Raw genomic sequence first — 22,731 nt, forward strand, 5'->3', positions numbered from 1 at the left:
GTACTTCAGAGCATGTCATAATACATCCTTGTATATATGACTCTATAACCTTTATTTATTATACTTCAGCCCGCATTTCTCATAAAGGATGGCTTTCTCCCTGCCTGTGATCTCCCTTACCTGTCCGGGCTTCATATCACCTATCTTGATATTTACTACTCTTGTTCTGTTCAGGCTCCTTACATTATATCCCAGAGCCTTGCACATTCGCCTTATCTGCCTGTTTAGGCCCTGAGTCAGTGTGATACGAAAAGACTTGGCTCCTGTCTTGGTCACAAAGCATTTTCTGGTAGTGACATCCAGTTCCTCCAGATATACTCCATTAGCCATCTGCCTGAGGAAAGAACCGTTTACTTCCTTGTCCACATGAACGGAATATTCCTTTTCATGCCCTTTAGAGCCCTTCATCATGGCATTGATCAGGTCACCGTCATTGGTCAGTATGAGAAGGCCCGTAGAATTCATATCAAGTCTGCCTGCATAAGTTACTCTTTCAGGGAGATGGAGTTCATCTATGACCTTACGCTCTGCATGATCATCTCTTTCAGTGCAGACCACACCTTCAGGCTTATAATAGGCATATACCTTCTTGACAGTCGCAGGCTTTACCGTCTTGCCATTTACTTTGACTGTATCCTTCCCTGTAACCTTGCTGCCTGGATCTGCAGTCATATCATTGATGGTAACCTTCCCCGATGCGATCAGCTTGTCTGCATCACGCCTGGAGCATATGCCGCACATTGCTATGTATTTATTTAATCTGATCTCTTCAGCCATATATTCACCTTTTTATAAATAATTCCACGCAGCTGCTGCGTGGAATTGTAATATTCTGATATATCAATTGTATATTAAACTCGCAAACGCATCGCTTTTTGCTCGTTATAAAATCACTGCTGACGCAGTTCTACGGGTACGGGGCTTATAACCCCGCACCCGTAATCAAGATATCCCCACCACCTAAAGGTGGTGGGTTATCTTGATTATTTTATATATTGTGAGCAGGATGTCAAAAGCTTAAATTGCCAACTCTACTGACAAATGCTTTTACTTGAACTTCCTCAGGACCTGAACAGCCTTATCTTCAATCACAATATCACTGCTTTCTTCAAGATGGGACAAGGCTATGGGATTAGCCCCATAAAATTCTCCAAATTCACATCCGCTCCTGAATACAGTAGCAAAATGCTTCATGGAATCTTTGCCCTTTACAAACTTAAGGTAATATACTCCCTTATCCTTATTATGATAGAGACTGCTCTTAAATCTTACAGCTATACCGGCGAAAAGTCTGGAATGACGAATTACATCAGACATAGATCCATAAGCAAATACGAATCCATTCTTTTCAAGCTTGTCCAATGCATCCTTAAGACTATTGATCCTGGACTTTCTCACAGGAATAGCATGGTCATCCCCGGCAATCCTGCTGCGTCTCTTATCAGGGCCTATATTCAGCTCAGAGAATCCATCCCCGCTCTTCTTAAAGGCCTTGATAGTAATATCACCAAGTCCTGACAGGAACTCGCTGATCTTATTAAAACGGTCCATATCATCAACATCAGAGAGCTCTTCAAGTATATTCTCAGGAATATCCAGTCCTGCCTTCTCCTTGAGATCTCTTATAAAATTCTCAGCAGCAGACTGTGGATCCTCTGTCAGCATGATCTTGATGGTCTTATCAGGACCTACACTGACCTGCATTGGAACAGCCATACCATTTGCAGGTTTAAATCCTGCCTCTTCCTGGGCTCTATTTATCACATCATGTATAAATTCAAGTCCCTCAGGCTTATGATTCAGGAGGTCTTCAATATCGATACCAAACTCCTCCATATCATCCTGAGTGATGATGCACTCAACATTGCTGTCATCTATTCTGTTAAATTCCATAAATCCATCAGGTAAGCTAACCCTACCTGCCAACCTTTCCAAAAATATTATTAACAGCAACAAGTATAACACATAATCTTAATAATTGATCATAAATTTATTCGTTGCTCTTCCTTACGCTATCAAGGACCTTATAGAGAAGCTTATATAGCTCTCTTGCATCTTCTCCCGAAAGATTTACGCAAGAGCCAACCTGATCAGGAACTGACAAAGCTTTGTCTCTGAGCTTTTCGCCCTCGGGAGTGATTGTCACTTCCAGATTTCTCTCATCTTTGCTATTACGTTCTCTCTTGATGTAGCCCTTGGATTCCAGCTTTTTCAGAACAGGTGTCAACGTTCCTGAATCCAAAAAGAGGGACTGACCCAGAGTCTTGACATTGACCTTCTTCTTTTCCCAAAGGACCAGCATGGCAATATACTGAGTGTAAGTCAGATCAAGCTTATCAAGGATCCCTTTATAAGACCTGACTATCTCCTTGGAGCATGCATAAAGGGGAAAACAGAGCTGATTCTCAAGCTTCAGCTTGTCATATTTATCATTTAATTCCATCATCTAATTCCTCACAATATACTATAGATAAAAGTGAGTAGGAGGCCTTGGCTCTCCTACTCATTATGACCGAAAGTAGTATTATTTGGCTGTATGATGAATATTTCTGATAGGAATATTAGCATACAGTGCAGGTCTCTCAGTTCCCTTGTCATCTGTTTCAACATTGGTGATCTTCAGTTCAAGGGCTTCCTTATCTACTTCAGCATATTTGGAGAGCACTTCTAAAATATCGCTTCTGATCTTCTCCATTATCTCAGGTGAGCAGTTGGTACGATCTGATACCAGCACCATTTTCAGACGATCCTTAGCTGTTTCACCGGAGCTCTTCTTTTTGAAAAAATCTGTAAATTTCATAAATAGTCCCCCTTCCCGGTATTAGGTAGTACCACTGAATTATTTGCCAAACAGTCTGCTAAAGAAGCCCTTCTTGGAATCAAGATCCAGGAAGGAAACCTGTTCCCCTGTCAGTCTTCTACAGATGTTCATATATGCCTGTCCTGCCATAGTCTTGGTATTACCTGCAAGGGGCTCACCTCTGTTAGTTGCTACAACGACTTCCTCATCGTCAGGAACAATGCCCAGAAGGTTAACAGCCAGGACATCCACCACATCATCAGCGCTCATCATATCACCGCGCTTTACCATATCGGGACGAAGTCTGTTGACGATTAGCTGTACTTCCTTCATCTCATTTGCTTCTAAAAGGCCGATTATACGGTCTGCATCACGTACTGCTGATACTTCGGGAGTTGTAACAACGATAGCCTTGGAAGCACCTGCAATAGCGTTCTTGAAGCCCTGCTCGATACCTGCGGGGCAGTCTACGATAACATAATCAAATTTCTTCTTAAGCTCTTCCGTGAGCTTTACCATCTGCTCTTCATTAACAGCATTCTTGTCTCTCTGCTGAGCTGCAGCTATCAAAAAGAGGTTATTGTTATCCTTATCCTTGATAAGAGCCTGTGCCAGTTTGCAGTTGCCTTCAACAATGTCTACAAGGTTGTAAACAATGCGGTTCTCAAGTCCCAGTACTACGTCCAGGTTACGAAGACCTATATCGGTATCAACCAGAACTACTTTCTTGTTCAGCATAGACAGACCCATGCCGACATTCGCAGTTGTTGTAGTCTTACCAACACCGCCTTTACCGGATGTAACAACAATAACTTCACCCATGCTTAATTCCTCCACCTTATATTAATATAAATTATTATATTTCATTGATCATTTAAAGAACTTATTACTCATAAGAAACTGCCTGTCATAAGCAGATCTTGCAATAGCTCCCTGGTAGGTATAAGCTACCTCGGGGCCTCCCGCTACAGCCTTCTTCCTGCGCCTTGAAAGGAGTCCACCTGATTCTTTTACAGTCTTCTTATCATCAGATACAGCTATAGCATCAGATATACGTACCTGCAAGGGATTAAAGTCCATGGCCATAACAAAAGCATTGGCATCACCTGTAGCACCTGCAAAAGCTGTACCATGAAGCGCACCAAATACAAATATAGAACCGGCTGATATTACTGAACCTCCGGGATTAACATCACCAAATATTACAAGTGAATGTTCAGATACTATCTCCTGGCCGGACCTGAGGTTACCCACATGTATCCTGGCGTTGGCATCGCCCAGCTGCTGAAAAGCAGCTTCATAGGCATCTGTATAGGCTTCGCTTAATAGCTTATTCTTTTCTTCAGGAGTTAGTTCTGTAGGACGAAGAGCCTGTGGCTGCACAGTCTCTACATGATGAGGAGTGCTCCTTACAGCTTTTACAAAAGCATTATCAAGAGGATGATCTTCATCAAGGATGCAGACTATGTCCAGATCAGAGTTGCCCTTTATGATCTCCAAAAGATCTTCCTGCTCGGCGTCATTAAGCCTTCTTCCTCTGACCATAAGCCCCATCTTGTTTTTGCCAAGGAATGAAGCAGCCTCAGCAAATTTGGATGCTATATCTCTTCTAAGCTCCTCATAGGGAATATCTTTATCCAGAACCAGAATGATTCCGTTTTTAGTACCTTTTATAGAAACCGGCTGTGCCATTATCTCCCCCACCTCATAATTACGATGTCGCAAAATCTATTTTAACTCAATTTGATGCAATTTAAAAGGAAAACTTACATTTTTCCACAATTTAGTAAATATTTTAATGCTATCTAATACATAAATTGACAAAAAATAAGGTAATACAGCAGGGAATAGCATCGTTTAACACTTGCATTATCAAATGATCAAAAAAATGAGCCGAGGAATAATCCTCGGCCCATTGCAAAATTCGTAATATATAAAATAATCAAGATAACCCACCACCTTTAGGTGGTGGGAATATCTTGATTACGGGTGCGGGGTTATAAGCCCCGTACCCGTAGAACTGCGTCAGCAGTGATTTTATAACGAGCAAAAAGCGAAGCGTTTGCGAGTTTAACCGATAAGATATCAAATTAGCCGTTAACCTGAGCCATAACCTCTTCAGCGAAGTTGTCCTGTCTCTTCTCGATACCTTCGCCTGTCTCGAAACGAACGAAGTTCTTGATGCAGAGATTAGCACCGTTTGCCTTAGCAACCTGAGCGATGTACTGACCAACAGTCTGCTTGCCATCTTCAGCCTTAACATATACCTGCTCGTTGAGGCAGATTTCCTTAAGCTGCTTGCCAAGTCTACCAACCAGCATCTTCTCAAGGATCTGCTGAGGCTTTCTCTTCTCTTCAGGAAGCTCCTCGTTCTCCTTCATAGCCTGAGCAAGAAGGATCTCCTTCTCGTGCTCCTTGTAATCTTCAGGAACATCGTTCATGTCAACATACTTGGGAGACAGAGCTGCTACCTGCATAGCTACGTTGTGCAGAGCCTCTTTGATATCATCGTTAACAACATCAGTCTTAGCTTCTACCAGAACAGAGATACGTCCGCCGCCGTGTACGTAAGGAACTACGATACCTTCGGAAGCAACAACCTTCTGGAAACGACGAATGTCGATCTTCTCAGAAATAACTGCTGTGATCTCAACAAGAGCTTCCTTAACTGTCTTGGAAGCATCCTCATTCCAAGCTTCTGCAAGGAATCCATCAAGATCAGCTGCATCAGAGTTAACAGCCTGAGTAGCTACTGCATTAACGAATGCCTGGAACTTCTCGTTCTTTGCTACGAAGTCTGTCTCAGAGTTAACTTCTACAACAGAAGCTGTCTGATCATCCTTAACTGCTACAGAAGTAAGACCCTCAGCTGCGATACGGCTTGCCTTCTTCTCAGCCTTAGCCTGTCCGTTCTTTCTCAAGAACTCTACTGCTGCATCCATATCACCGTCAGAAGCTGCAAGAGCCTTCTTGCACTCCATCATGCCTGCGCCTGTGGACTCACGTAATTCTTTTACCATTGCTGCTGTAATTGCTGCCATTGTTTTTCTCCTTTATCTGTTTATTGAAGAGACCCCGGCGGAGTCACCGCCGTCGGGGTCATAATAGTTCTGATATTATAGATTACTCAGCATCTTCTGCTACTGCTTCTTCAGCTGCAGGTACTTCGTTCTCAGCACCCTGCTTTGCTTCGATAACAGCATCAGCCATCTTGCCAACCAGCAGCTTAACAGCGCGGATAGCGTCATCGTTGCCAGGGATGATGTAATCAAGCTCTTCAGGATCGCAGTTAGTATCACAGATACCTACAAGAGTGATACCCAGTGAGTGAGCTTCCTGGATGCAGATGTGCTCCTTCTTAGGATCTACTACGAAGATAGCATCGGGAATTCTCTTCATATCGCGGATACCGCCGATGTTTCTCTGAAGCTTATCAAGCTCCTTCTTAAGACCAGCAACTTCCTTCTTGGGAAGAACATCGAAAGTGCCATCTTCCTGCATTCTCTCGATCTCTTTCATTCTTACGATCCTGGACTGGATTGTAGAGAAGTTTGTGAGCATGCCGCCCAGCCATCTCTCGTTTACATAGTACATACCGCAGCGAAGTGCTTCGTCCTTAACAGCATCCTGAGCCTGCTTCTTGGTACCTACGAACAGAACTGTACCGCCCTGCTCAGCGATCTCAAAGATAGCCTTGTAAGCTTCGTCAACCTTGCCTACAGATTTCTGAAGGTCGATGATGTGGATGTTGTTTCTCTCTGTGAAGATGTAAGGAGCCATCTTAGGGTTCCATCTTCTGGTCTGATGTCCGAAATGAACACCTGCTTCAAGTAACTGCTTCATTGTAACAACGCTCATGATATTACCTCCGTTTTGGTTAGTCTTCCGAGTGCAGCTGTCTGTGGCTCTCCGGCGGCGTTACACCGAAGCAGACGCTCTCAAACCGGACATCCGGCACCAATGAAAGCTGCTTGCACACGTGATTATTTCTGCCCATAGGCAGACTGAGGCCCTATTGCCACAGCTCTAATAATTTATCACAGATAGGGACAAAGTGCAATAGAGTAAATCAAATTTACAGGCAACACTTATCTTCTGCCTGTAATGATAGAAGCGATAGTAGAATAGTCTGCACCTGAAGGAATCGAGAATGTACCTGAAGATATCTTTCTGTCCATTCCTGTCCTGCAAAGATATTTATCAAAGCTCACTGCGTTATCTACAAGCCCCTTGTCTGCAAGGGTCCTTGCTACAGCATCTGAGTAGCTACCCTTTGCTATAGTGATAGTCACACTTCCGGCTGCAGAAGTCGCAGCATCAGATACAGCTGTATTATCAACGCCGCCCTGATCTGCAACAGTATCTCCGTTGGCAGCTGCAACTCCGTCTGATTTTGGAGGTGCTTCATTTTCCAGAGTTGTAGCAGCTGCGATATCATCTCCTATGGACAAGCTCACATCTGATGGACCGGAGCTTGTGATGATCGTAGTATCATCAGATGCCCCTGGGCTATCACCGGCTGCTACTGTATCATTTTTATTTACAAGAGCAAACTGTTCACCATCTTCAGCTTCGCTTGCAGCTGCAGTATCTTTACTGTCATTAGCAGAATTTTCATCATCAGTTTTAACTTTTATGGCGCCCATTACTTCTGCGTCTTCATTTCCTGTAGCGCCTTCGAGCACTTCCTCCAGAGAGATCTCGCCTGCAGCAGCGACTGATCCAGTCCCTTCTTCTGCCGCTTTAGCTGCCTTATCAGCCCCTTCTTTTGAAGCTTTATCTCCTTCCTGAGCTTTTTCCTTTCCAGCTTTATCGTCTTCATTATCGTCCGAAACGGCCCAGCCTTGCCCAAAAGGAACAGCATCAGCGTAGCTGCCGTCATTTTCTTTTTCCGCGGATGCCGTAATATCTTTTCCTTTTGAAGATGATTTTTTCTTGTCAACTCCGGGCCCTCCGCCAAAGATCATAAGCGCCAGAGCGCCTATGATAAGTCCGATACCAAGTCCTCTAAGATACAATTTTAGTTTCATAACTTACCTCCCTGATAAACTTAAGCGAGGCGCCCCCCATGATTCAAGCTCTTACATTTTTCCTTGAAAGCTCTATTACAAGTCCTACTTCGCCCACTCCCAGTCCCAATTCTCTGGCTATTGCAATATTACTCTTTCCCTGATCATGCATTTCAAGAATGGTACTGTTTTGAAGATATTGTTCGTCTTCTTCCTCTATTTTACCGGGCTTTACAGCCTGGCTGATAGGCACTACCTTTTGTCCCCTTACATAATGATCCACTTCTGAAAAATCATAAGGGCTTATCTTTACCTGACCTTCCCTTATATTCTCCGTAGATCTCCCGGACTCCTCATTTTCAGAGGCCACGTCTGCAGACTTAGCGATCTCCTTTACATCAAATAAATCATCCATATTATCCCTGGGTTCAGGGACAGTACCAAACACTCTGCCCAGCTTCTCTTCAAGATCCTCTCCTGTCAGCCTTGGTGCCTGGGTCAGAGGTGCAAACGAGCCGCCATCTTCTATATTATCTCTGTAATTATCTATTCCCGAACGATAAAGGGCCTTCTCGTAATTCTCCTGATTAGACCTGTTTCTGCCCTTTTTCCTGCCCTGCTCCAATACGCTAAAAAAGCTCTCTGCTGCGGAATTGTGAAAAGACATGGGAGGCGTTGCACTATCATAAAAGCCTGCTGCAGTATCCCCTTCAGGAGGTGCGATGCCTTCAGAATCTCTGTTGATCCCCCTGCCGGATGACATTATTCTGTCATTTTCTATCATCATGCTGGCCCTTTGTGCTTCCCGGGCTGTTAGCTCAGCATCAAGGACAGTTTTCCTGGCTTCTTCTCCGGTTTTTCTGGCCAGGTCTACTGTGTCATTTAGATCCTTATGCTTGTCATTTAGCATGTCATACATAAACATCACTTCATCATGATTCTTATGTATGTCATCCATTACCGTATCCGCATATTCGCTGATCGCACCCATTTTTTCATTGGTCATGCGATCCAGACCTCTTTCCGTTTTCAAAAGAGATTCCTCGATGGTATCATCGATCCTTCTTCTGATGTCGGACTGGGATTCTTCCACAGTCTTCTTAACGGCCCTTTGTACGGCAGCTTCCACATCCCTATTAGTTCCGGGGCCCTCCCCGGTGGGTAGTATAAAGCCCAATACTATCAGGATAGTACCAGCCACCAAAAGGATTATCACTCCGATTCCCATGATCTCCCTCCATGCCCCACATATGCAGCAAGACACTTAACCCATATGCAGCATCACCTAAGCGGCTGCATCTTTACATCTCCGTCCTTTTGGACGAATTTGCAATATTTACACGGTTTCTTCACAACCGTTGATAACTCACCAATTGAGATGGTAGTTCCGGGATAACAGGTACCGTTTACTATCACCAGCGCTTCATGGGACTCTGCCAGCCTGTCCTGAAGCTCGCACAGGCTCTCTGACTTCTCTGTTATTGTAGCTTCCAGAGATTTCTTCATAGCCAGGAGCTTCTTTGCATAGGCTGCCTGCTCGGGAGGAAGCGTTACACCCGCCTGCAGCTTTTTGACTATGTTTTCAAAAGTAGGAAGGATAGCCTGCAGATTTTTCTGCGACTCATGAACTATCTGCATGGTATCTCTGATCCTGGCCTTTAGCTGAGGATCAGCTCCCACATCTATCCTGGTAGTGGTTCCCATTTCACCGCCCAGGATCTTGGTCTCTACCTTTTCACCGGCTATCACATTACCGCCTACTATAAAGCCTTTCACGCCGCTTACATTAACTTCCGTACCGGCTTCGATCTTGCTATGCAGTATGGATTCTGCGGTAACAGAAGCCCCTGCAGCTACATTGGTATTTTCTATAAATTTGGAGATCACATTGCCGCCAGCCTTAACAGTACCTCCGCCTGCGCCGTTTATGCCTCTCTCCATGACGATGTCATTTCCGGCTTCAAGAAATGCACCTTCTATATTGCCCTTGATCTCTATATTGCCTCCGGCCTTGATACTAAAGCCGCTTGTAACGTCTCCTTCCACAATTACAGATCCGTCATAATCAATATTACCTGTAGAAGCATCCACGTTCTGCAAATTCAGTACATTGGATACCATCACCTTGCCATCCTGAAGGGATACATGTCCATCCACCATGGATGTGATAGTCAGCTTGTCTTCGGACAGTTCTATATTATTTCCAAAGTGCAGGTGCTTGATCTTAACAGGCTTTGGCTTCATGGGATTACCGTATACATTTACACCGGGATCTCCCATATCTGCGGGGGTCAGTGTAGCCAGCACATCACCCTTTTTGCAATGATTCACCAGATTCAGATTGTGATAGTCCACAGATCCGTCTGCATTCATCTCAGGATGTGGATGCCTTGTAGTCGAGAAATGGTAGCTTATCTCAGCATCTTTTCCCTCTCTCGGAGGCTTTCCCTTTGCTATCTCTATATCTGTACAATACTCTCTGTTCTTAAAGAAGCCTTCTATAGCTTCATTATTTACTCCGTATTTGATCTTCTTGAGATTCAGCTCATTAAATACTTCCTTGGAATCAGTAAGGTTTGCCCCCTGTGAAGGAGCATAAAACCTAAGGGTCACAGTCATCAGATCCTTGGACACATCAAGAGTATAGCTTTCACTGATGGGATTGGTCTTATTTACAGTAAAATACTCTTCCTTTGCCTTCTTTTCTTTGACAGCCTTGTCTATCTGGATGACATCATAACCAATCTTATGCTTTTCAAGATATCTGGTTATCTCACCTGTAGTAACATCCACGCCGCCATCTGTAGGCGGATACACAATTACTCCGGTGCCTGCCTTGGAATGTACGAGCTGAAAATACCCGTTCATAGCGTTCCTCCTGATAAACTGATCAAAGAAGTCATAATCTGTCAGTAAGAATACCCATATACTTGCCCATTTTTACTTTCATCTTCTGAAGAGCCCTGGTATGGAGCTGGGAAACCCTGGACTCGGACACCTCCAGGATATTGCTTATTTCCTTCAAGGTGAGTTCTTCATAATAGTACAGAAGGACAACCTTCTTTTCCTTTTCGGTGAGCATCTCCAGAGCTTCCTGGAGCATCTCCTTAAGTTCAGCCTTTTCCACAACTTCTTCCGGCTTATCAAACCTGGAAGTCCTGTTGTGGTCTTCAGGTATATCAGAGCCCTGCTCCATAAATTCATTCAGAGAGATAACGCCCGTCACCTTCATCTGGCTCTGCCAGCTAAGGTACTCATCCTCTGTAATGTTCATTCTGGCAGCCACCTCTGCATCGGTAGCCACATGACCAGACTCTGCCTCTACTTCTTTTATCGCCAGATCTATCTTCTTCTGACGATCCCTTATGGTCCTGGGTATCCAGTCCATCTTACGAATCTGGTCCAATATGGCTCCTCTGATCCTGAGGCTGGCATATGTCTCAAATTTGACATCCTTCATCATGTCAAACTTGTCTATGGCATCTATCAGGCCAAAAATACCATAACCTACAAGGTCGTCGTATTCTACGTTAAAGCCCAGATACATAGACAGTCTGCCGGCAACCAGCTTTACAAGGGGAGCATATTCAAGTATAAGTGTTTCTCTAAGTTCCTGTGTTTTATTCTTGCTGTATTCCTTCCAAAGCTTGTTCCTGGATGCTTCATCCATTAGTCGTACCCCCACGCTCTAGATTATATGTAGCAATACAGATATTTTACTGATTGGTAGCAGCTTCAAATTCCTCTCTCGCAAGCCTTATCCGTTCTTCTTCCTCAAGTCTTTCCTTCTCCTTGATCTCCTCAAGGCGCTTATCAATTTCCTTCCTGATTATCTGGAGCATATAACTCTCAAGAAGGTATTCCATTATGGTCCCTAAGAGAAGGAACAGGACCAGCGTAGCACATACGCACACGATCCACCTTCCCACAGGAAAACGCCTGAAATAGGTGACAATAGCTACCACTGCCGTCCCAAAGAGTACCATAAACGGTCTCACAAGTCGGAGCTTAGGATTTAGCAGTATCTTATAGTTCACCTTTACCATGTCTTTTTTGGACTCGGCATTTTCATTTCTACGAATGCATTTGATCAGATACTCCACCTTGGTCTCATCCAGATTCATATGACGATGACCATTTGGATCTTCAGCAGCATTCTCATTTTCTTCAGCATTTATATTCTGAGAATCACTCATGGCTCTTACCTTAGATTATCTTCTCAGGTTTACCCACGGCCCTGATCACATAATCGCCGTTTTCCGGGTAAAAGATAACTGTGCGTCCGAAATTAAGTCCCGTGTCCTGGGCCAAAATCTTGATATTCAGCTCCTTGAGAGTTTTAATAGAGGCTTCTACATTTCTCTCACCAACCTTCATCGTATTTCCCGAAGACTGGAAGGAAAACATAGTCGCACCACCTGCAAGCTTGGCGACCATTCTGCTCTTTGAAGCTCCCAGCTTTTCCAGTCTGGAAACCAATTCCCTGATCCCGGTGTCCGCAAATTTAGGGATATTGCTATTTTGCTTCATCTCCGTGGAATCAGGGAGCATTATATGAGCAAGGCCTCCTATCTTGGTGACCGGATCTCTGATCGCGATGCCTACACAAGAGCCCAGTCCCAAAGTTGTGATTCCGTCAGGTGCTTTGCATGTATTAAGATCAGCCATTCCAACTTTAATTATATCCGGCATATATTACCCCTTATGACAATCATTCAAGTAATCGCTTACTCCCATTCAGGGAGTACCGGAATATTCCGGCAAATATAATCGTGCTTATAAGACATCACTGAAAATCTTCAAGATTCATTCCCAGAGATGATAATATCTTCTTGTAGCCTTCTATATCAGGCAATAGTATGAAGTAGCCGTTCAATTTAATGTCATCGGAAAATTCTGTCTCGATAAGAAGGATCTTGTCTCCCATCAGACCAAATTCAATAGCGGGTACGGACAGGATAGCTCCGCACATATCAACCGCAAGATAAGGTACAGAAGGGATCATTTTAAGACCTGTCATAGTAGAAAGCGAATTAAGATATGAGCCGGTAATGATATTACCGATCTCTTTAAGAGCAGACAGCTCAATCTCAGAAAACTCAGCATCTTCGGGAGTATTCTGCATCATAAGCTTATTGACCAGATACCTGGCCTCTTTTTGGCCGGACAGGAACATGATAGAGCCGTCCACATCTCCTTCCATGCGAAGGTAGATGCCAGCCATGATCTGCTCGGCACCGCCCATACTGTCTCCTACATCCTTGAATTCCAGAAGCCTAACCTGAGGAACAGACATATCCACCTTGGCTCCCAGCATCTGAGCCAGAGCAGTAGTCGCATTACCTGCGCCTATATTCCCCAATTCTTTGAGTACATCAAAATACTGCTCAGATAGTGCGTCAAGACTAAGATTTCCCACTTGTGATCCTCCTGCAAAAAGAAACAATGCATTAAGCTGAAATACCATAAAGAGAGAAGAATAGTTCTCTCTTTATGGTATCACATTTTCACGAAAAATTGTTATTTATACGCAATTTTATTTTTTACTTATCAACTTCCAGGGAAGCAAGATCAAGGATGGATACCAGTCCGCCCTCATATTTGCCTACACCGGAAATGAAGCGTCCGTTGGCCTTCTTGCTCTTGTCATCAAGAGAGAGTTTGTCAACGTTCTTGGAGCCGATATTTAGCACCTGGTCTACCTGGTCCACGATGATGCCAAGGAGCTCTCCTTCGTCACCGATCTTGAGGATGATGATCCTGCTCTTGTCTGTGAGATCATCAGCATCCATTCCCATGAGGATACGGATGCTCATAACAGGCACAATAACACCTCTTATGTTGATCACTCCCTTAAAGTACTCATCAATCTTGGGAACCCTGGTGATGTTCTGCATCCTGACAATATTATCAATGAATTTGATATCAATTCCATACTGCTCGTCACCAAGCCTGATGATGATATACTGAGTTATTTCACCGATATCAACTGTATCACGAAGTTCGTTCATCACATGCCTCCAATCTCTTATACGATAGCGTTAGTGTCAAGGATCAGTGCGATCTCACCATCGCCCAGGATGGTAGCACCGCTTATAAATCTGGCCTTGTTCATGTATCTGCCCAGAGGTTTGATAACGATCTCCTGCTGGCCCTCCAGCTTGTCGATCACCAGACCTATCTGCTGGTCACCCTTTCTGACAATAACTACTATAAGATCCTCATTAGGATTGTGTACTGACTCGTTCTCAAGGACTTCGTTCATACGGATAAGCCTTGTAACGCTGCCTCTGAGATTGATAACCTCTTTGTTGGATACAAACTTGATATCCGATTCGGGAACACTCTCAATGGACTGAATGGAATCAAGCGGAATAGCATACTTCTCATTTCCGACTTCTACCATCAGACCCTGGATAATAGCCAGTGTCAAAGGCAGACGGATAACCCAGGTGGAACCTTCACCAAGCTTGGTCTTAACGGATACTTCACCGGAGAGCGACTCTACCTTACTCTTAACAACGTCAAGTCCCACGCCTCTTCCTGAGATCTCAGATACCTGCTTGGCAGTTGAGAATCCGGGGCTAAAGAGCAGGTCTATACACTGCTGCTCTGTGAGCATATTGGCTTCTTCTTCTGTTACGATACCTTTTTCGATAGCCTTGTTCTTGACTACCTGGGAATCGATACCGTTACCGTCATCTCCAACCTCAATGACAACAGAGTTGCCATCCTGGAAAGCATGCAGGAATATCTGTCCTGTTTCAGGCTTGCCATGAGCCTTTCTGGTCTCAGCATCTTCAATACCATGATCAGCACTGTTTCTAAGCAGGTGCATCAAAGGATCACCGATCTCATCCACAACGGTACGGTCCATTTCTGTATCTTCACCGGTCATGGTCAGTTCCATCTTCTTGCCCAGCGACTTGTTCAGATCACGGATCATACGAGGGAATTTCTGCAGTGCATTCTCAATAGGTACCATTCGAACCTTCATGACAGACTCATGAAGATTGGTAGTAACTGATTCCAGATATTCGATCTGTTCATTGACATTGCCGTTTTGAACGCCGGCAGACTCTGTAGCTGATATCAGTGAGTTCTTGGCTATGATAAGCTCTGATACCAGATTCATGAGAATATCCAGCTTCTCTGTATCTACACGGATGGTCCTGTTTACAACAGGCTTTGCAACTGCCTTCTTGGCAGGTGCAGCCTTATCCTCTTTCTTAACTGCAGGAGCCGCAGCAGCAGGTGCAGGGCTGGGAGAAGGTGCCGGCGCAGCGGCAGGTGCGGGAGCTGCTTCAGCTGCATTAGCTTCTTCAACAGTAGTTTCTTCAGCTGCTGCAGGAAGAGGAGCATCGGGATCAAATTCACCTATATCAACGGACTCTATCTCTGATACGCTCTTTGCTATAGATGCGATCTTCTCCATATCATCTGTATCGGTGAGTATGACCATAGAGAAAGTAAAATCAAACTTCTCATCCTCAATATCCTGAGTAGAAGGATCTGTAGCTACTACTTCGCCAACATCCTCAATCCCCTTAAATACAAGGAATGCTCTTGCAGCCTTAAGAAGACAGCTTTCCTGTATCTTGATAGTAAGGCCATACGCCTTACGGCTCTCTTCTTTAATAGCTGCTCTCACAGTCTCTCTCATCTTGTCAGAGAGAGGTACCAGCTTCCAGTTGCCATGAGGAACTGCAGCAGAAGCGCCTTCGTCTGATGTAGCTTCTTCATGAGGAGCTTCAGAATCGCCGGAAGCGGAAGCACCGGTCTTACCGGCTCTTATATCAGCAAGTGCCTGTATAAGATCAGCGTTTTCCTCAGTGCCTTCATCCTGAGTACTCTCAATATTGTCCACATAGCCCTGAACTGCGTCCAGACATTTGAACAGAGTATCAGTCATATGGGAGTCAACCTTAAGAGTACCGTTACGAACATCAGAGAAAACATCCTCCATGTCGTGGGTCAGCTGCTGCATGCGCTTGTAGCCCATGGTGCCGGCCATACCCTTCATGGAATGCGCCGAACGGAATATTTCGTTGACACATTCTTCATTGGTGGGATCATCTTCCAGAGTCATGATAGCATCATTGAGAGTCTGGATATGCTCCTTTGCTTCGTCTAGAAACACGCCGAGATATTGAGATACATCCATAATAATCCTCCATATCGAAGATGAATGAAATGTGTGTTCGCCGGCGCATTATAGACTATGATCTACCTCACACCGACATTCATTACTATTTCCTGTGCAATATCTTCAAGAGTCACAACCTGGTCTGACAGTCCTGCCACAGCTACAGCTCTGGGCATTCCGTATACTGTACAGCTGGCTTCGTCTTGAGATATAACATGTACCTTTTTGGAACCCTTAAGGTTTTTGATGCCTTCTGTTCCGTCTGCGCCCATACCGGTAAGGACTACGCATACCACCTGATCGTAAGGGCAATTCGCAAGAGATTCATACATATTGTTAGCGCTGGGTTTTACACCCTCTCTGTTAGGACCATCCTTAAAACGGATGATGCTCTTGCCGCTTGCATTCTTCTCCACATACATGTGGATGCCGCCTCTTGCAATATATACTGTTCCATCCTTGATCTCTTCACCATCTTCTGCTTCCTTGACAGCTATCTCAGAGAGTGAATCCAGTCTCTGAGCCAGAGATGCCGTAAATCCCACAGGCATGTGCTGTACCAGCACAACAGGTGCCTTGAGGTTTTTTGGAAGCTTAGGAATAACGGACTGAAGAGCTCTGGGTCCGCCTGTAGATGAAGCAATAGCCACAATCCTGTTACCTGTAACATTGGAAGCGTGCTTCTCTATTACTTTCAGGATCTGCTTATCTTTCTTTATATCGGCAAACTTCGGAGTTTTGTTAATAACATTCGGAATTTTACTGATACTAACCGAACCAAGAGTGGACAGGAACTCATCAGAAAAATCCGCGCTCTTGCAAGCCGATGCTCTGTCAGGCTTGTGTACAAAGTCTATGGCCCCCAGATCCAGGGCATCCATAGTGACCTTGGCTCCTTCGAGAGTATCTGTGGAAGCCATCATGACTCTAATCCTGATACCCTCTTTGTTGATCTCCTTAAGAAGCTCTATGCCGTTCATCTTAGGCATATTCACATCAAGGACCATGACATCGAAGATATTGTTTTCTTTTAGTATATTCAGAGCTTCGATACCGTCCCTGGCTGTAGCTTCTACGTGAAATCTTGAGTCTGAATTAATGATATCACTAAGGACACTTCTCATAAGTGCAGAGTCATCTACCAGGAAAATTTTTTTCATAATTTCGTCAACTCCTAATCGTCTTGTCGTTATTGCATGGATGCACTTCTATGTCATTTTATGCATGGATGCACTTCTATGTCATTTTATGCAAGGATGCATTTTGACATGTTCAGAAGTGCATGGATGCACTTCTATGTCATTTGCGCATTAGCCTTCGCTCTTCTTCAAAGATATAATGGATTATATCTTCTCTGTTATCTTCATCTATATTGGTATACTGGACCCTGTGTTCAAAGGTCCCGGGCCTACCCTCAATCTCATCCGACAATATGATACGCCCCAGCATCATATAATCCTTGATCATCCCGCCTGCCGGTAGCTTAAAGGTCATGAATATGCGGCTTCCCGGTTCATATAGCTCATCAGATACGAACCTCAGTCCTCCACCGGAGATATCTACTACAAAGGCCTTTTTAAGATCATCTCCCGGTTCAAATCTGCTAAAAGGATTATCCCTCAGGATGTCCTCTTCCTCCTGGGTAAGGAGTCTGAAATAGAGATTCAGACTGCAGGAGAACCTGTAATACTCTCTTCTTTGAAGCTTTTGCAGAGGACTTGTGATATCCAGTGTCAGTATATACATATTGGCTGATCTGTACCTGTCAGCAACTCTGGCATAACATTCAAATAGTCCCTTCTCTGCATAAAAAACAACATTGTAGACTGAATCAAGCGGCAATAGCTGCAGCTGCCCCTTTTCCACCGGCATCATAACATCCATGCTTTCATCCGTCATGATGTCATAAACCTTACTGGCATATACCCTCTTGGAATCAGATTCCTTCCAACCTCCGGTATAAGCGTGTAATTCAATTCTGTTGCCCGGACTGATGTAATCGGATAGCATTCTTGTCTCCCCTTTATGTATATATTTTAGCCGGAAGTCCCTGTCCTTCCTGCAATAGAAGCGGGCTCTTTGGCAGAAGTCAGTTCTGCCTCATTTTCCAGTTTTCTGCTCTTGATGATATGTGAAAAGAACGCTGCCATACCTCTGGTCCTGACCATCTCCGAAGCTCCCTGTCCCGGACACAGCTTTTGAGCTATATTTTCAAAACTTCTCACCGATTTTGCTGACGGATTAGCCAGCGAAACCGGAAGCTGCTGCATTACTGCTTTGGCCAGCTGAGGGTCTTGTGGTATAGCTCCTAGATAGGTAAGTGGTAATTTTAAATATCTGTTGGATACAGCGCTAAGCTTGTGATAAAGCTGCTCTCCTTCCGCTTCAGACTCCACTCTGTTGCTGACAGTCTTGATCACCGTATCAGTTCTGGAGAATCTGGGATGATGATTAAGGGCCTTGAGCAATGAGTAGGAATCAGTAATGGATGTAGGCTCCGGCGTAGTGACCAGTATTATCTCACCGCTTGCAACCAAAAACTCAAGTACCGCATCGGAAATACCCGCGCCGGTGTCCACAATTATTGTATCGGCGATTGCGTCCAGTTCAGCAAGGTTAACAATTATATAAACCAAATAATCTCTGGAGAGGTTGTACATACCGGATATACCGGAGCCTCCGGATATAAAGCCTACTCCCATGGGCCCCCAGGTAATGATCTCCTTGATATTCTTGCCCTGATAGATCAGGTCACAAAGATTGTGCTTTGGCACAGTACCAAACATGATCTCAATATTGGCAAGGCCAAAATCCGCATCCAGTATGATCACTCTCTGCCCCATCTTGCGAAACTGTATTGCAAGATTTATAGCCACATTGCTCTTGCCCACGCCTCCTTTGCCACTGGTAACGGTTATGACTCTGGCAAGGGGCCTGGTCTGCGCAGCTGAAGATGTATTTTTGATTATCCTTCTAAGCTTTGTTGCCTGATCTGCCATATTCTACCTCGATCTTTTGTAATCCCTTACACGCGGGTCTTGCCGCCCAGAAGACTCTTGACAATCATCTGAGGATCAAAGACAGCTATATCGTCAGGAACATTTTGTCCATTGGTAATATAGGACATGGGCGCGCCGGTATGGAGCTTTATATTATAGAGGTTGCCGGCGAAGCTTGTCTCATCCATCTTTGTAAAAATAAGCTTGAAATCAAACATGTCTTTATAAGCATCGGATATCTCTATGAGATCCCTGTACTTGGTAGTAGCGCTCATTACCAGGAAAATATCTGTATCACATACCTTCTGAAGCGCTTCCACAAAGGCCTGGGTATTATCCTTTTGCTCATCGTTTCTCACAGAATGGCCTGCCGTATCCACGAGAATAAAGTCCATATCCTTAAAGCCTGCTATGGCTAAGGCCATCTCTTCCGGCGAATATACTATCTTGAAGGGGATCTTTAATATGCCGGAATAGGTCCTTAGCTGCTCTGCAGCAGCGATCCTATAGGTATCCAGTGTAATAAGGGCCACCTTCTTGCCCTTTGTGATTGACAAAAGTGATGCCAGCTTGGCTATTGTAGTAGTCTTGCCTACTCCTGTGGGTCCTATGAATATAAGAGCCTTTGTACCGTTCTTTGAAGCTTCTATTTCTTCGGGTTTGCCAAATTTGAGTATCATCTTCTGATAAACATTACTTAGAGTGTATTCAAGAGGAAGGCCAGGCCTTGCAAATTTCTCTACTTCATCTGTAAGCTCATTTGCATATCTCTCATCTACCTCATTTTCCAGCATGGTGTTATAGAGTAGCTTTATGAAATTCATCATTTCATCAGGAAGAGTCTCGCCTTTTGTATGAAGCACCGCGCCATTGGCAGCTGAGAGAGCATTTGGATCAGCTTTATCCTTGTCAGATACCGAGGAATCGTTTTTGATATTCTTTTCCAAAAGTGTATGAAGGCTATCAAGCTTCTTGGATATCTCTTCCTTAGACGGATCACCCTCAAAAAAGGAGCCTGCCTGGGAAGACTTTATAAGCTTATCCGGCAAAGCATCACCCCCCGCCTTATCTGACACTGCATCCTTATCCTGACTATCCTCTGCAGCTTTAGTTACAGAGACCTTATCTCCTACCTTGAGCGGCGGAAGGGAACCGTTTCTGCTTGCCTTGGAGAGCATCTTGCCTATCTCTGCCATGGATTCCTTGCCACTGTTTGCTGACAGCTCATTTTCTTCGCCAACTTTGATGTTCAGACGATTAAGAGCCTCTCTCCTCTCAGGGGAAAAGATACTCCCTTCGGGCCTTACTACATTAGCTGAAGGTGTGTCGTCAGGATCCTCTTCAAGAGCCACTGTCACCTCAGTCTTGGGACTTCGAAGAAATGACCAAAAGCCTGCTTTTCTGACAGGTCTCACATTCATTACCACGATTCCGTCCCCAAGTTCAGCCTTGGCTGCGAAGGTTGCCTCCTCTTCAGTTTTCCCAATAAACTTTTTGATGATCATCTGCCACGCTCCATGATGTTATTTTTGCACTGCTATCTTGCAGCTGTTAAAAGAATAATTTGACAGCGTATGATTATAGTTTTCTCCCATATCATGCAGTCACTATACCTACAGACTGAAGCTCCACATCAGGCTCCAGTTCGCTGTAACTGATCACTATGAGATCCTTGTATACATCCTGTGTCATTTTCTTGAAATACATACGCACTATAGGCGAAGTCATGACAATAGGGCTTCTGCCTGAATCCTCCAGTTTCTTTGCCATGACTCCCACATTATCAAGGATTGCTCTGGTCCTTGCAGGATCCAGTGTGAGATAGGCTCCTGTCTCAGTCTGCTTTACAGCTCCCATGATCTCCTGCTCAAGCTTGGGATCCAGGGTCACTACGCTGGTAGTCTCACCCTGTCCAAAGTATTTATTACTGATGGCACGCCTGAGGCTCTGCCTTACATACTCTGTCAGAATATCCGTATCATGAGTAGACAGCGCATAGTCAGCCAGCGTTTCAAATATGGATACCAGATCCCTTATGGAGATGCCCTCTGATAAAAGATTCTGAAGCACCTTCTCTATTTCACCAAGGCTCATAAGCTTGGGTACCAGTTCATCCACAAGGGCTGCATTGTTCTCTTTGAGATTGTTGACCAGGTTCTGTACATCCTGCCTGGTCATGAGCTCTGCGATATGCTCTCTGATGACTTCCGTCAGATGGGTAGCTATGATGGACGGAGGATCCACGACTGTATAGCCCATGGACTCTGCTCTCTCACGCTGGGACTCTGTGATCCATATAGCAGGCAGATGGAAGGATGGTTCAAAGGTAGGTATACCAGTGATCTCTTCTTCCACATGACCGGGATTCATGGCCATATAGTGATCAAAAAGGATCTCGCCCTCAGATATCTGTATACCCTTGATCTTGATAATGTACTGATTAGGATTGAGCTGGATATTGTCTCTTAGTCTGATGATAGGAACAACGGTACCAAGCTCAAGAGCGATCTGTCGCCTGATCATGACAACACGGTCTAAAAGGTCGCCGCCCTGATTCACGTCAGCCAGGGGGATGATGCCATAACCAAACTCCAGTTCTATGGGATCTACCTGAAGAAGGGAATTTACATTTTCCGGCTGTCTGATCTCCTCTGCCTGTATCTCCTCCTGTTCCTCAGTCTTGTCAGTGATAAGGGCTTCTTCGATCCTCTGATCCATAAGCCTGCCGCCTACGATGTAGAGGATGCCTATAGCTGCATAAACAACGGTGGGAAGGGGAGAAAAAATGCCAAGAAAGGCAATAACTGCGCCTACCAGATACATAACCTTGGATAGACCGAATATCTGGTTTATAAGAGTATGACCAAAATCATTTTCACCGGCACCCTTGGTAACAAGGACACCTGTAGCCAGGGAAGTACACAGTGAAGGTATAGAAGATACAAGGCCGTCACCTATAGTCAGGATGGTAAAGGTGTTTGCAGCTTCGCCTGCAGTCATGCCCATCCTGAGGACACCCATAATGATACCGCCCACCATATTGACGCCTGTGATGATGATGCCCGCTATGGCATCACCCTGTACATACTTGGAAGCACCGTCCATGTTACCAAAGAAGGTAGCTTCATGCTGGATATGTTCACGTCTGGCCTTGGCTTCTTTATCATCTATCACGCCTGTATTAAGATCAGCATCTATAGCCATCTGCTTACCGGGCATAGCATCCAGTGTAAATCTGGCTGTTACCTCGGATACACGTTCAGAACCCTTATTGATGACTACAAACTGCACTACCACCAGGATGATGTAGACGATAATACCTACAACCAGGTCGCCGCCACCTACGAATTCACCAAATACCCTGATGACCTGACCGGGATTACCGCTTGTAAGGATCAGCCTTGTAGATGATACGTTGAGTGCTATACGAAATACAGTGGTACATAATAGCATAGTGGGATAAAAGCTCATATTAAGAGCTTCTTTGACATACATGGCGTCAAAGAGAATGGCAAAAGCCATGGACAGATCAAGAGCAAGAAGCAGGTCCATGAGAAGGGGAGGAATAGGGATAATGAGCATTACAAGAGCAGCGACCACATACAGTGCAACTCCGTAATCAAAGACAAGCTCGGTAAAGCGCTTACGATTCATGAAAGTCCCCCCTTTCTTCCGGATTTAATTACACTACTCCTATCTATAATTCTATCAGATTTTTATCAGATTTTCATTTGTAAAAACGATAAATGATTGAAATTTCGTATATTATTTGCTGCT

At 44.6% G+C, this 22,731-nt stretch carries 22 protein-coding genes; all 22 read right to left on the reverse strand.

What is annotated here, in order from left to right:
- Positions 1-51: 51 nt before the first annotated feature.
- The 22 genes from G636_RS0115105 to flhA all read right to left on the reverse strand — a co-directional run bounded on the left by G636_RS0115105 (position 52) and on the right by flhA (position 22,608).
- Positions 52-777: a pseudouridine synthase gene (locus G636_RS0115105; RefSeq protein WP_026508733.1), complete on the reverse strand. Its 726-nt coding sequence runs from the start codon at positions 775-777 to the stop codon at positions 52-54.
- A gap of 270 nt (positions 778-1,047) precedes the next feature.
- Complete coding sequence (locus G636_RS0115110) at positions 1,048-1,893, reverse strand: adaptor protein MecA (protein ID WP_026508734.1); 846 nt, start codon at positions 1,891-1,893, stop codon at positions 1,048-1,050.
- Between the two features lie 97 nt (positions 1,894-1,990).
- The gene (locus G636_RS0115115) at positions 1,991-2,443 is read right to left on the reverse strand and encodes a MarR family winged helix-turn-helix transcriptional regulator (RefSeq protein ID WP_026508735.1); all 453 of its coding nucleotides are present in this window, start codon (positions 2,441-2,443) and stop codon (positions 1,991-1,993) included.
- A gap of 81 nt (positions 2,444-2,524) precedes the next feature.
- The gene (gene minE / locus G636_RS0115120) at positions 2,525-2,800 is read right to left on the reverse strand and encodes a cell division topological specificity factor MinE (RefSeq protein ID WP_026508736.1); all 276 of its coding nucleotides are present in this window, start codon (positions 2,798-2,800) and stop codon (positions 2,525-2,527) included.
- Positions 2,801-2,839: 39 nt separating this feature from the next.
- Positions 2,840-3,622 carry a septum site-determining protein MinD gene (minD, locus tag G636_RS0115125; RefSeq protein ID WP_026508737.1) on the reverse strand — a complete coding sequence of 261 codons (783 nt, stop codon included), beginning with the start codon at positions 3,620-3,622 and terminating at the stop codon, positions 2,840-2,842.
- Between the two features lie 48 nt (positions 3,623-3,670).
- The gene (locus G636_RS18890) at positions 3,671-4,492 is read right to left on the reverse strand and encodes a septum site-determining protein MinC (RefSeq protein WP_051227068.1); all 822 of its coding nucleotides are present in this window, start codon (positions 4,490-4,492) and stop codon (positions 3,671-3,673) included.
- Between the two features lie 398 nt (positions 4,493-4,890).
- Positions 4,891-5,841: a translation elongation factor Ts gene (gene tsf, locus G636_RS0115135; RefSeq protein ID WP_026508738.1), complete on the reverse strand. Its 951-nt coding sequence runs from the start codon at positions 5,839-5,841 to the stop codon at positions 4,891-4,893.
- Between the two features lie 82 nt (positions 5,842-5,923).
- Positions 5,924-6,658, reverse strand: a complete 735-nt coding sequence (gene rpsB / locus G636_RS0115140; RefSeq protein ID WP_026508739.1) for a 30S ribosomal protein S2 — start codon at positions 6,656-6,658, stop codon at positions 5,924-5,926.
- 230 nt (positions 6,659-6,888) lie between these two features.
- Positions 6,889-7,830 (reverse strand): hypothetical protein, encoded by a 942-nt coding sequence (locus G636_RS0115145; protein ID WP_026508740.1) that lies wholly within the window; start codon positions 7,828-7,830, stop codon positions 6,889-6,891.
- A gap of 43 nt (positions 7,831-7,873) precedes the next feature.
- On the reverse strand, positions 7,874-9,037 hold the full coding sequence (locus G636_RS0115150; protein ID WP_026508741.1) for a DUF6115 domain-containing protein: 1,164 nt from the start codon (positions 9,035-9,037) through the stop codon (positions 7,874-7,876).
- A gap of 53 nt (positions 9,038-9,090) precedes the next feature.
- Entirely contained in the window at positions 9,091-10,677 is a 1,587-nt protein-coding gene (locus tag G636_RS0115155; protein WP_026508742.1) for a DUF342 domain-containing protein, read from the reverse strand.
- Between the two features lie 31 nt (positions 10,678-10,708).
- Positions 10,709-11,479, reverse strand: coding sequence for a FliA/WhiG family RNA polymerase sigma factor (locus G636_RS0115160; RefSeq protein WP_026508743.1), 771 nt, complete (start codon positions 11,477-11,479; stop codon positions 10,709-10,711).
- Positions 11,480-11,525: 46 nt separating this feature from the next.
- Positions 11,526-12,005 (reverse strand): hypothetical protein, encoded by a 480-nt coding sequence (locus tag G636_RS0115165; RefSeq protein WP_026508744.1) that lies wholly within the window; start codon positions 12,003-12,005, stop codon positions 11,526-11,528.
- 10 nt (positions 12,006-12,015) lie between these two features.
- On the reverse strand, positions 12,016-12,501 hold the full coding sequence (locus G636_RS0115170; protein ID WP_026508745.1) for a chemotaxis protein CheD: 486 nt from the start codon (positions 12,499-12,501) through the stop codon (positions 12,016-12,018).
- A gap of 94 nt (positions 12,502-12,595) precedes the next feature.
- The gene (locus tag G636_RS0115175; protein WP_026508746.1) at positions 12,596-13,228 is read right to left on the reverse strand and encodes a chemotaxis protein CheC; all 633 of its coding nucleotides are present in this window, start codon (positions 13,226-13,228) and stop codon (positions 12,596-12,598) included.
- Between the two features lie 124 nt (positions 13,229-13,352).
- Positions 13,353-13,820, reverse strand: coding sequence for a chemotaxis protein CheW (locus tag G636_RS0115180; RefSeq protein WP_026508747.1), 468 nt, complete (start codon positions 13,818-13,820; stop codon positions 13,353-13,355).
- 17 nt (positions 13,821-13,837) lie between these two features.
- Complete coding sequence (locus G636_RS0115185) at positions 13,838-15,973, reverse strand: chemotaxis protein CheA (RefSeq protein ID WP_026508748.1); 2,136 nt, start codon at positions 15,971-15,973, stop codon at positions 13,838-13,840.
- 62 nt (positions 15,974-16,035) lie between these two features.
- Complete coding sequence (locus tag G636_RS0115190) at positions 16,036-17,115, reverse strand: protein-glutamate methylesterase/protein-glutamine glutaminase (RefSeq protein WP_196803126.1); 1,080 nt, start codon at positions 17,113-17,115, stop codon at positions 16,036-16,038.
- Between the two features lie 139 nt (positions 17,116-17,254).
- Complete coding sequence (locus tag G636_RS0115195) at positions 17,255-17,965, reverse strand: flagellar brake protein (RefSeq protein WP_026508750.1); 711 nt, start codon at positions 17,963-17,965, stop codon at positions 17,255-17,257.
- Between the two features lie 26 nt (positions 17,966-17,991).
- Positions 17,992-18,954 (reverse strand): MinD/ParA family protein, encoded by a 963-nt coding sequence (locus G636_RS18895; RefSeq protein ID WP_081668522.1) that lies wholly within the window; start codon positions 18,952-18,954, stop codon positions 17,992-17,994.
- A gap of 26 nt (positions 18,955-18,980) precedes the next feature.
- Positions 18,981-20,459 carry a flagellar biosynthesis protein FlhF gene (gene flhF / locus G636_RS0115205; protein WP_026508751.1) on the reverse strand — a complete coding sequence of 493 codons (1,479 nt, stop codon included), beginning with the start codon at positions 20,457-20,459 and terminating at the stop codon, positions 18,981-18,983.
- A gap of 91 nt (positions 20,460-20,550) precedes the next feature.
- Positions 20,551-22,608: a flagellar biosynthesis protein FlhA gene (flhA, locus tag G636_RS0115210; RefSeq protein ID WP_026508752.1), complete on the reverse strand. Its 2,058-nt coding sequence runs from the start codon at positions 22,606-22,608 to the stop codon at positions 20,551-20,553.
- Positions 22,609-22,731 lie beyond the last annotated feature (123 nt).

Source organism: Butyrivibrio sp. MC2013 (genome assembly GCF_000424585.1).
Classification (GTDB): domain Bacteria; phylum Bacillota; class Clostridia; order Lachnospirales; family Lachnospiraceae; genus Butyrivibrio.